This window comes from Nitratireductor sp. ZSWI3 (genome assembly GCF_024655565.1).
Taxonomy (GTDB): Bacteria; Pseudomonadota; Alphaproteobacteria; order Rhizobiales; family Rhizobiaceae; genus Nitratireductor.
Genome location: NZ_JANKOF010000129.1, coordinates 1 through 10,894 on the forward strand (window position 1 = coordinate 1; position 10,894 = coordinate 10,894).

At 68.2% G+C, this 10,894-nt stretch carries 10 protein-coding genes; 8 read left to right on the plus strand and 2 right to left on the minus strand.

What is annotated here, in order from left to right; translation table 11 throughout:
* Positions 1 to 662 (plus strand): sugar-binding domain-containing protein (locus NUU27_RS23545; RefSeq protein ID WP_308219997.1); only part of this gene is annotated, 662 nt, incomplete at its 5' end.
* 76 nt (positions 663 to 738) lie between these two features.
* Here NUU27_RS23545 and NUU27_RS23550 read toward each other — a convergent pair.
* Entirely contained in the window at positions 739 to 1,113 is a 375-nt protein-coding gene (locus NUU27_RS23550; protein WP_257764740.1) for a hypothetical protein, read from the minus strand.
* Between the two features lie 139 nt (positions 1,114 to 1,252).
* Complete coding sequence (locus NUU27_RS23555; protein WP_257764741.1) at positions 1,253 to 2,146, minus strand: LysR family transcriptional regulator; 894 nt, start codon at positions 2,144 to 2,146, stop codon at positions 1,253 to 1,255.
* Positions 2,147 to 2,253: 107 nt separating this feature from the next.
* Between NUU27_RS23555 and NUU27_RS23560 the strand changes: the two genes are divergently transcribed.
* The 7 genes from NUU27_RS23560 (at position 2,254) to NUU27_RS23590 (ending at position 10,816) form a co-directional block, all read left to right on the plus strand.
* Complete coding sequence (locus NUU27_RS23560) at positions 2,254 to 3,561, plus strand: FAD-binding oxidoreductase (RefSeq protein ID WP_257764742.1); 1,308 nt, start codon at positions 2,254 to 2,256, stop codon at positions 3,559 to 3,561.
* Positions 3,558 to 4,724: an FAD-binding oxidoreductase gene (locus NUU27_RS23565; RefSeq protein ID WP_257764743.1), complete on the plus strand. Its 1,167-nt coding sequence runs from the start codon at positions 3,558 to 3,560 to the stop codon at positions 4,722 to 4,724. Before NUU27_RS23560 ends, NUU27_RS23565 begins: the two co-directional genes overlap by 4 nt.
* Before the next feature lie 29 nt (positions 4,725 to 4,753).
* The gene (locus NUU27_RS23570) at positions 4,754 to 5,467 is read left to right on the plus strand and encodes an SDR family NAD(P)-dependent oxidoreductase (RefSeq protein ID WP_257764744.1); all 714 of its coding nucleotides are present in this window, start codon (positions 4,754 to 4,756) and stop codon (positions 5,465 to 5,467) included.
* Between the two features lie 42 nt (positions 5,468 to 5,509).
* The gene (locus NUU27_RS23575; protein WP_257764745.1) at positions 5,510 to 7,051 is read left to right on the plus strand and encodes an ABC transporter substrate-binding protein; all 1,542 of its coding nucleotides are present in this window, start codon (positions 5,510 to 5,512) and stop codon (positions 7,049 to 7,051) included.
* Positions 7,052 to 7,182: 131 nt separating this feature from the next.
* The gene (locus NUU27_RS23580; protein ID WP_257764746.1) at positions 7,183 to 8,124 is read left to right on the plus strand and encodes an ABC transporter permease; all 942 of its coding nucleotides are present in this window, start codon (positions 7,183 to 7,185) and stop codon (positions 8,122 to 8,124) included.
* A complete protein-coding gene (locus NUU27_RS23585) occupies positions 8,121 to 9,023 on the plus strand; it encodes an ABC transporter permease (protein WP_257764747.1) in 903 nt (300 codons plus the stop codon). The genes NUU27_RS23580 and NUU27_RS23585 overlap by 4 nt, the downstream gene beginning before the upstream one ends.
* The gene (locus NUU27_RS23590) at positions 9,020 to 10,816 is read left to right on the plus strand and encodes an ABC transporter ATP-binding protein (RefSeq protein WP_257764748.1); all 1,797 of its coding nucleotides are present in this window, start codon (positions 9,020 to 9,022) and stop codon (positions 10,814 to 10,816) included. The genes NUU27_RS23585 and NUU27_RS23590 overlap by 4 nt, the downstream gene beginning before the upstream one ends.
* The last annotated feature ends 78 nt before the right edge of the window (positions 10,817 to 10,894 follow it).

Genomic DNA, 10,894 nt, shown 5'->3' on the forward strand with positions numbered 1-10,894 from the left:
CGCGCTATCTCGAAGAGCAGCTTCACGACGGGATGACGCTCGCCATCGGCGGCGGCGCGACCCTGCATGCGAGCCTGTCCTTCATGGCGCGGCGCGCGCTGAAGGACGCGACGGTGATCGGCCTCGTCGGCAGCCTGCCGCATTCGCAATGGATCAACCCGTCGATCGTCGCCACCAAGGTGGCCGAGCGGCTGAAGGTCGACAGCTACCAGATCAGCGCGCCCGTGGTGGTGGACGATCCCGTGCTGCGCGAGCGGCTGTGGGAGCAGCCTTCGCTGCGCGACGTGCGCGAACGCGCCGCCGCCGCCGACATGGCGCTCCTGACCGTCGGCGAGGTGTCGCCGGAGGCGACGATCTTCCGTTACGGCATCGTGCCGCCGACCCTCATCGGACCGCTGCGCGACAAGGGCGCCGTTGCCAACATCCTGTGCTATTTCGTCGACGGTGCGGGCCGCCTGGTGGACCACGAGGTGAACCGGCGCATCATGGCCATCGACCTGCCCGTCGTGGCGCGCATTCCGCATGTCATCCTCGCCGCGGGCGGGGCGGCAAAGGTCGAGGCGATCGCCGCCGCCCTGCGCACGGTCTCGGCGCAGGCGCTGATCACCGACGCCGCGACGGCAAGGATGCTGCTCGAAAAGGCCGAGCGGGACGAAATCTAGTTCCGCTTTGACGGAAGCCTGTGGTTCCAGCCCGGCGCCGCCTCAAGGAAAAAATGACAAGCCTCAAAGGCCGGGTTCAGAGCAGCCCGCGCTCGCGCATGAAATCGTCGAGGCCGACATGGGTCATCGCCTCGAACGCCTGCACCGCCTCGATCATCGCCCGGCGCTGCGCGGCGATCAGAAGCAGGACCTGGCGCATCTCGCCGGAGATGCCGAAGCGCGTCCAGCGGTCGGCCAGATGGGCCGGCAGGCCGGCCGCGGCGCAGAAGGCGTCGATGCTGCCATAGCCGAGATCGGCAACCAGCGCGCGGGTCTCCTCCGGCGTCGAACGCGGTTCCAGCGCGTGGTCGTGGAAGCGCTGCGCCAGAAGGCGGATGTCGTTGGGATGCGGGGCGTTGGCCAGCATCTTGCCGATCAGGGACGGGACTTTCGCGGGCTTGTCGCTCTGCATGGGATCCTCCGTTGAAGCCGATCATAGGACGGGACCGGACAAGGCTCAACGGGAAAGCGCCAGCCCGCCCTACCTCTTTGATGGTAGCCGCGGCGCACAGGGTGGCGAGGCCGAACAGCATAGCAAGCCGGACCAAAAGTCAGGCGCGGTGCTTGTCGGCCAGCGCCTCGAAGATCTCGACCAAGGCCTCGCATTCGGGGCTGAGCTTCTCGCCGAGCGGCTTGATGACCGAGTATTCGAACTGTTCGCTGGCCACCAGCGGCCGCACGATGCCGCCCAGGCGCTCGTGATCCTCGGCGGTGAAGGGATCGATGACGCCGACGCCCAGGCCGCGCAGGACGAGGGCCGAGATGACGATGGACAGATAGCTGCGCATCTTGACGACGGGCGGCTTGCGCATCTTGGCGAAGCGGCGGTCGAAATTCCTGCCGGTCATCGTGGAATCGACGAAGCCGACGAAATCGAGTCCCGCCAGATCGTCGATCGAAACCCTGTCCTTTTCGCCCAGCGGATGGCCGGCCGGGGCGATGAAGCGATAGGGCAGCGCGCCGGTGCGCACCACGTCGATCTCGAACTTGTGCTGCGTTGGTATGCCGAAGCCGATATGGCACTGGCGCAGCGCCACCTGGCGCACCACCGGCAGCGTCGTCATGGAGAAGAACTCGGCCCGGAATTCCGGCCGCTCGGCATGGAGCTGGGCGACGGCCTGCGGCAGCGCGGCCTGGGCGAAGGCCGGCGCGGCGGCGATGCTGAGCGTGGCCCGCTGGCCGCGCTTGATCTGCTCTGCGGCGCGCTCGATCTGCTTCAGCCCGGTGAAGCTGCGTTCCACCTCGATCCAGAATTCATGCGCTTCCGGGGTGGCCGCGATGCGCCCGCCATGGCGCGTGAAGAGGCGCAGGTCCAGACGCTCCTCCAATTCGCGGATCAAGCGGCTGACGGCGGGCTGGGAAATCAGCAATTCCTCGGCTGCGCCGGAGACGCTGCCGGTGCGCATGACCTCGCGAAAGGCTTCCAAGGATCGCTGGCTCAGCATGGGGACTATAAGGTTTCCTGATGCTCATGGAATGAATCCTTATTTGCCTTATACCCGATCGCGCCGTTCACTGACAGGGTCTTCCAGCTCATGCGAGGGGCATGCGAGTGAACGGCGAACAGGATTCGAAGGCGGCCGCCGCGCCGCTTCCGGCAGAGGCCGATGTCGTGATCATCGGCGGCGGGGTTGTCGGGGTCAGCGCGGCACTGTTCCTCGCCGAACGCGGCATTGCGACCGTGTTGTGTGAGAAAGGCCGCATCGCGGGCGAGCAGTCGTCGCGCAATTGGGGCTGGATCCGCAAGATGGGCAGGGATGCCCGCGAGCTTCCGCTGATGATCGAGAGCGCCCGGCTGTGGGGCCGGCTTGCCCCGCAGCTCGGCGAGGAGATCGGCTACGGCGTGCGCGGCGCCACCTATCTGGCCGAGACCGAGGCGGAGCTGGCGCCGCACATCGCCTGGCTCGACCAGGTGAAATCCTTCCAGCTCGACACGACGCTGCTCTCCGCCGCCGAGGCCGCCAGGCTTCTCGGGCGTGACGACCGCCGCTTCGAGGGGGCCCTGCACACGCCCTCGGACGCCACGGCCGAACCGGCCCTGGCCGTGCCGGCCCTGGCGCGATACGCCGCCCGGCGCGGTGCGACCATTCTTGAAAATTGCGCGGTGCGGCTGGTCGAGCGATCCGCAGGCAAGGTCACCTCGGTGGTCACGGAGCGCGGCGAGATCGCCTGCAAGACGGTGATCCTGGCGGGCGGCGTGTGGTCGCGCACCTTCCTCGAGAATCTCGGCCTCAGCTTTCCGCAGCTGGCGGTCAAATCGTCGGTGCTGCGCACCACGCCGGCGCCTGAGATCACGCCCGGAGCGCTGGGGGCGACGCGCGCTTCCGTGCGCCGGCGGCTCGACGGCGGCTACACAATCGCCCGCAGCGGGGCCGCCGAGTTCCAGCTCATTCCGGCCGCCTTCCGGCATTTCGGCGCCTTCCTGCCGATCCTGCGCAGCCGCTGGCGCATCATGACCATCAAGGCCGGCCCGGATTTCTTCGGGCCGCTCGGCTCCACCCGCTGGAAGGCCGACGAGACGAGCCCGTTCGAGCGCGTGCGCGTCTTCGACCCGGTGCCCGACCGCAGGCTGCTCGACGACGTCATGGAATCGGCGCGCAAGCTGCATCCGCAGCTTGCCGAGGTGAAGCCGGTCCAGACCTGGGGCGGCATGATCGATGTCATGCCCGACGAGATCCCGGTCATCGACACGCCGCCCGGCTGGGACGGGCTGCTGGTCGCCACGGGCCTTTCCGGCCACGGTTTCGGCATCGGGCCTGGCGTCGGCCTCCTGGCCGCGCAGCTCGTCGCCGGGGAGGCGCCGCTGATCGATCCCGCGCCCTTCGCCTGGTCGCGCTTCACCCGCAGGAACGCCGCATGAGCGCGCCCGACGTGCTGGTGATCGGCGCCGGCATCACGGGGGCGGCCGCCGCGCTGGCGCTGGCGGAGATGGGTGCCAGCGTCGAGGTGGTGGACCGCTACGGCGCCGCGGCAATGGCTTCGGGCTGGACGCTCGCCGGCGTGCGCCAGTCGGGCCGCCATCCGGCCGAGCTGCCGCTGGCGCGTGCCGCCGTCGCCCGCTGGCAGGAGCTCGACCGCCAGCTGGAAGCGGAGACCTTCTACCGCCAGGAGGGCAACCTGCGTCTTGCCCGCAACGATGCGGAAGCGGCGGCGCTCAAGGATCTGGCGGAGAGCCAGGCGGCAGCGGGCCTTTCCATCAGCTTCCTGCCGGACGGCGCGGCGGCGCGGGCGATCGCGCCTGCCATCTCGCCTGCCGTCACGGCGGCAACCTGGTGCCCGACCGACGGCCATGCCGACCCCGTGGCGACCGTCACCGCCTATCTGCGCATGGCGGAGCGGCGCGGGGCGCGGCTCTCCATGGGCGAGCGCGTCGAGCGGCTGGAAGCGAGCGGTGGCAGGATCACCGCCGCGCGGACCGACCGCCGGCGGATCGCCGCCGGCGCGGTGCTTGCCGCCCCCGGCATCTTCGTCAATGCGCTTTTAGAGCCGCTCGGCCTTTTTCTGCCGCTGCGCCGGCCGATCGTCACCGTCTTGCGGAGCACACCCTGCGCGCCGCTGCTGCGGCCGGTGCTCGGCGTCGCCAATGCGGACATGGCCGCCCGGCAGGAGGTGTCGGGCCGCCTGCGCGTGACGAGCGGTGCGCAGGACTGGAACGGCGCGCTCGACGAGGCGGACGGCCTGCCCGTGGCACGCACCACCATGCGCAAGGTCCGCGAGACGATCGACAAGGTCTCGACCGTCCTTCCGGCGTTTGCCGAAGCGGAGATCGAAGGCGTATGGGGCGGTGTCCTCGACCTGACGCCGGATGCCCTGCCGGTCATCGACCTTGCGCAGGGATACGATAATCTGGTGGTCGCGGCGGGCTTTTCCGGCCATGGTTTCGGCATCGGGCCCGTCACCGGCGCACTGGCCGCGCAGCTGGTCACCGGACGCGAACCGGAGCTCGATCTTCGAGCCTTCCGGTTCGACCGTTTCGCCGGCCCGGCCGGCCGGCAGCAGGCCGCGCTCACGCTGCATGGGTGAACCGGGGAGAAAGAAGAGAGGGGACGGGAGTGCTTGATCCGAAGGGTCGCGTCGTGATGATCTCCGGCGCCAACAGGGGTGTCGGCCGGGCGATCGCCGAGACGCTGCACGCCAGGGGCTACACGATCAGCGCCGGCGCCCGCGACGTCGCCGCGCTGGAAGCCGCCCTCGCCCCGCTCGGCGGAGCAAGGCTCCTGTGCGCCCGCTACGGGGCCGGCGACCGCGACAGCCACACAGCCTGGCTCGCCGCCACGCTCGACCGGTTCGGCCGGCTCGACGCCCTCGTCAACAATGCCGGCACCTCCAACACATTCTCGATCGAGGACGGCGACGAAGCCGATCTCGACGCCCTGTGGACCATCAACGTCAAGGGACCGCTGTTCCTGACGCGCGCCTGCCTGCCGCACCTGAAGGCCGCCGGCAGCGGGCGCATCGTCAATGTCGCCTCGCTTTCGGGAAAGCGGGTGCGCAACGAGAACATCGCCTACAACATGACGAAGCACGCCCTGATGGCGTTGACGCACGGCACGCGCCGCATCGGCTGGGAGCACGGCGTGCGCGCCACCGCCCTGTGCCCGAGCTTCGTCGCAACCGATCTCACCGCCGGCGTCACCAAGGTGGCGCGCGAGGAGATGATCGAGCCCGGCGATCTCGCCGAGCTCGCCGCCATGGCGATCGCCCTGCCCAACACGGCGGCCATGGCGGAAATGCTGGTCAATTGCCGGCTGGAAGACACGCTTTAGGGAGCCTTGAACGACACAACGCAACAAACAGAGGTGGAACCAATGAAAAGAACGATCGGAGCGACACTCATAAGCCTCCTGACGGCGGGCAGCGCCCTTGCCGCCGGAGACACGCTCAATGTCGGCATGGGCAGCGCCGATGCCGGCAAGCTCGACCCGCACGTGGCGACGTCGACGCCCGACAAGGGGCTGCTGCACTGGATGTTCAACGGGCTGGTGCGCATCAGGCCCGGCGAGGCGAACCCCGCCTTCATCGAACCGGACATCGCGGAAAGCTGGACCCAGTCGGACGACGGCCTGACCTGGACATTCAAGCTGCGCCAGGACGTCGACTGCCATGGCGATTACGGCTCGCTTGACGCGGAGGACGTGGTGTTCTCGCTCAATCGCGCCGCCAATCCCGACATATCGGCCTTCGCCAAGGACTACGCGGCATTCGACAGCGTCGAGGCGACCGGCGACCACGAGGTCACCATCAAGCTGAAGAACCCGGTTCCGAGCCTGCTCGGCCTGCTGGTGCCCTATCACGGCGGCAACATCGTGTGCAAAGACGCCGTCGAGGCCCTTGGCGCCGATTTCGAGCGCACGCCGATCGGCACCGGACCGTTCATGTTCGCCGAATACCAGCCGCAGCAATATGTGAAGCTCGTCGCCAATCCGGACTATTTCCGCGGCGAGCCGAAGATCAAGGAGATCTACTACCGCTACATCCCCTCGGACGCCTCGCGCGATCTCGCCTTCCAGTCCGGCGAGATCGACATGATCTACGGCAAGCAGGAACAGACCTGGGTGGAGCGCATCTCCAAGATCCCCGGCACCAAGGTCGCGGTGATGAAGCCCGGCGAGATGTCGGTGATCCACCTCAACATGAAGATGCCGCCGCTGGACGACGTGCGCGTGCGCCGCGCCGTCGCGCATGCGGTCAACCGCGACGCCATGGTCCAGTTCAAGGGACCGGACGTGACGCTGTCGGCCATCTCGCCCGTGCCTGAGGGCAATCTCGGCTACACCGACGACGTGCCGACCTACGAATACTCCATCGACAAGGCCAAGGCGCTGCTCACTGAAGCCGGTCATCCCGACGGCGTCACCATCAAGGCGATCCACACGACGCTGCCGGGCATGTTGACGACCATGGAGGCGATCCAGGCGTTGCTGTCGGAAGCCGGCATCAACATGGAGATCGAGACCGTCGAGCACGCCACCTTCCACGAGCAGATCCGCAAGGACCTGAGCCAGGTGACGCACTACGCCGCCGCGCGCTTCCCCGTGGCCGACGTCTATCTGTCGCAGTTCTTCCATTCCGACGCCATCGTCGGCACGCCGACGGCGGTTGCGAATTTCTCCCATTGCGCCGTGGCGGACGAGGAGATTTCCGCCGCCCGGGCGGAGACGGACCAGAAAAAGCAGCTCGAACTGTGGGCCGAAGCGCAGCGCAAGATCATGGATGAGGTCTGCGCCGTGCCGATCGTCCAGAGTCTGCAGCTCTGGGCCTGGAAGGACACGCTCGACCTGGGCGTCGAGGCGAACGGCTCGCTCAACCTGAGCCCGCCGGTCACCGAACTCGCCCATTTCAAGCAATAGAGGGATCGGCAGGGCGCAGTGCCCGCAAGGCTTCGCCGCCCTCATCCTCACCCTCTCCCCACGCAGCGGAGAGGGAGGGAGGATGAGGGGGCGCGCAGCCTTTTCGGGACCGGTGCCCGCCGACACGTGTCATGACAGCATTCGTCCTCAAACGGCTGGGCTTCGCCGTCGTCACGCTTTTCGCCGTGCTGACCATCGTCTTCTTCATCGTCCGCGTCCTGCCCGGCGATCCCGCGGTGGCGATCCTCGGCGACCAGGCGAATGAGCAGGCGCTCGCCGCCCTCAGGGCAAGGCTCGGCCTCGATCAGCCGCTCTACGTGCAATATGTCGAGTTCCTCGGCGGCGTCATCGTCGGCGACTGGGGCGTCTCCATGGTCTCCGGCCGCCCGGTGATCCAGGAGATCCTGAAGGTCCTGCCGGCGACGCTGGAACTGACCTTCGTCTCGCTCCTGCTCGGCGCCCTGTTCGGCATCCCGCTGGGGGTCTGGTCGGCGGTCAGGCGCAACAGGCTGCCAGACTACATCACCCGCATGGCATCGCTGCTGGGGCTCTCCTTCCCGGCCTTCGTCTCGGCGGTGCTCCTGCTCCTGGTCTTCGCCATCCAGCTGCGCTGGTTTCCGGTGATCAGCTCCGGCCAGGGCACGACGCTCGGCGAAAGGCTGCGCGACCTGGCGCTGCCGGCCATCAATCTCGGCCTGATCATGGCGGCCTACATCACCCGCGTCGCCCGCTCGGCCATGCTCGAGGTGCTCAACCAGGATTACGTGCGCACCGCCTATGCCAAGGGACTGGCCTTCGCCACCATCATCTGGCGGCACTGCCTGCGCAACGCGATGATCCCGGTCGTCACCGTGGTCGGCCTCTATCTCGGCATTCTCATCGGCAACTCGGTCCTGACCGAGATCGTCTTCAACCGGCCGGGTCTCGGCAAGCTCATCATCGGCGCGCTCAACCAGCGCGACTACACGATGCTGCAGGGCATGATGGTGATCTACACGCTCATCGTCGTGCTGGTGAACCTTCTGACCGACCTGACCTACGGCCTGATCGATCCGAGGATCAAATACGCATGAGCCAAGCGACGACAGCTCCCCCCTCGCGCGCCGCCTATCTGCGCAGCGTGCTCGCCGCCATCGGCGGCGGCCTGCTCAAGGCCTTCAACGCCAACAAGACCTCGTGGATCGGCCTCGGCGTCTTCCTGCTCGTGGTGCTCCTGGCGCTCTTCGCGCCGGTCATCGCACCGCACGATCCCCTGCAGCAGAACATCCTGTTCCGGCTGAAGCCACCATCCGCCGAGCACTGGTTCGGCACCGATTATTACGGCCGCGACACGCTCTCGCGCATCCTGTGGGGCGCGCGCATCTCGCTGACGATCGGTCTTCTGGCCATCGGCTCGGCGATGGTGATCGGCACGCTGATCGGCATGGTGGCCGGCTATTACGGCGGCCGCACCGACATCATCGTCATGCAGGTCATGGACGTGCTGCTCGCCTTTCCCTCGCTCATCCTCGGCCTCATCGTCGTCGCCATGCTGGGGCCCTCCGTCGCCAATCTGGTGATCGCCATCGCGCTGACCGCGGTGCCGCCCTTCGCCCGCATCGCGCGCGCGCCGACCATCGCGGTGAAGAACCGCGAATTCATCGAGGCCGGCCGGGCGCTCGGCTATTCCGACATGCGGCTGATGTTCGGCCACATCCTGCCCAACATCGCTCCCGAAATCCTGGTGATGGGGTCGCTGTGGCTGGCGACGGCGATCCGCGTCGAAGCCTCGCTCGCCTTCATCGGCCTCGGCGTCAGCCCGCCGACCGCCACCTGGGGCGGCATGATCCGCGAGGGCTTCGAGAACATTCTCGACAGCTTCTGGCTGGCGCTGTTCCCGTCGATCGCCATCCTGGTCGTCGTCTTCGCGCTGAACCTGCTCGGGGACGGGCTGCGCGATGCCATCGACCCGCGCCTGAGAGGTGAAGCATGAGCACGCCCATCCTGTCCATCAAGGGGCTCACCACCTCCTTCCGCGTCGAGGGCGCATGGGTGCCGGTGGTGCGCAAGGTCGGCTTCGAGATCGGCAAGGGCGAGACGGTCGCCGTGGTCGGCGAATCCGGCTCGGGCAAGTCCGTCACCGCCCTTTCCATCATGCGGCTGATCCAGCAGGGCATGGGGCGCATCGAAGGCTCCATCGCGCTCGACGGGCGCGAGCTCCTGACGCTCGACGAGGAAGCCATGCGCGACGTGCGCGGCGGCGAGATCGGCATGATCTTCCAGGAGCCGATGACGAGCCTCAACCCGGTGCTCACGGTCGGCTTCCAGGTGGCCGAGGTGCTGCGCCGCCATCGCGGCATGGATGCCGCGCAGGCCGATGCCGAGGTGCAGCGCCTGTTCGAGCTGGTGCGCATCCCCGACGGCAAGCGGCGGGCCGGCGAGCATCCGCACAGCTTCTCGGGCGGCATGCGCCAGCGCGTCATGATCGCCATGGCGCTCGCCTGCCGGCCGAAGCTGCTGATCGCCGACGAACCGACCACCGCGCTCGACGTGACGATCCAGGCGCAGATCCTGGAGCTGATCCGCGAACTGCAGAAGGAGATCGGCATGTCGGTGATGTTCATCACGCACGATATGGGCGTGGTGGCCGAGACCGCCGACCGGGTGGTGGTGATGCTGAAGGGCGAGAAGGTGGAGGAGGCGCCGGCGGCGGAGCTCTTCAGCGCGCCGCGTCACGGCTACACCAGGATGCTCCTCGGCGCGGTGCCCAAGCTCGGCTCGCTGGCCGAGACGCTGACGCCGCGCCGCTTTCCCGCCATGGCGCCGACCGGCCCCGGGCCGGAGCCGGCCGACGAGCCCGACAAGCGCGGCGACGTCATCCTCGACGTCGACGGCCTGACGACGCGCTTTGCCGTGCGCGGCGGGCTGCTCGGCCGCATGACGGGCCAGGTGCATGCGGTGGAGGACGTCTCGTTTTCCGTCAAGGCGGGAGAGACGCTGGCGCTGGTCGGCGAATCGGGCTGCGGCAAATCCACCACCGGCCGCTCCATCCTGCGCCTGGTGGAACCGGTTTCCGGCACCGTGCGCTTCGAGGGCGACGACCTGATGGCGGCCGATGCAGCCGGCCTGCGCGCCGCCCGCCGACGCATGCAGATGATCTTCCAGGATCCCTACGGCTCACTCAACCCGCGCCAGACGGTGGGCTCGGCGATCGGCGAGCCGATCCGCGTGCACGGGCTGGCGGGGGCCATGGAGGCACAGGAGAAGGTGGCCCATCTTCTCGATCTGGTGGGGCTGCAGCCCGAGCACGCGCTGCGCTTCCCGCACGAGTTCTCCGGTGGCCAGCGCCAGCGCATCTGCATCGCCCGCGGCCTGGCGCTGGAGCCGAGCCTGATCGTCGCCGACGAATCGGTCTCGGCGCTCGACGCCTCCATCAAGGCGCAGGTGATCAACCTGATGCTCGACCTGCAGCGGGAGCTGGGGCTGGCCTATCTGTTCATCAGCCACGACATCGCCGTGGTGGAACGGGTGAGCCACAGGATCGCCGTCATGCTGCTCGGCGAGATCGTCGAGATCGGCCCGCGCGACGCCGTCCTGTCGCATCCGCGCCATCCCTACACGCGCAAGCTGATCGATGCGGTTCCGGTGCCCGATCCGGCGACCAGGGGGCGCCGGCGCGGGTTGCTGGCGGACGAACTGAAGAGCCCGGTGCGGCCGCTCGGCTGGCAACGGCCGGCGCGCACCATGATCGAGGTGGGACCCGGGCATTTCGTCATGGAGCATTGAGGCCCAGCCTTGCAGGAGCGGCGGTGCCGGCGCGCGGCACGGCCCCCCTCTGGCCTGCCGGCCATCTCCCCCTCAAGG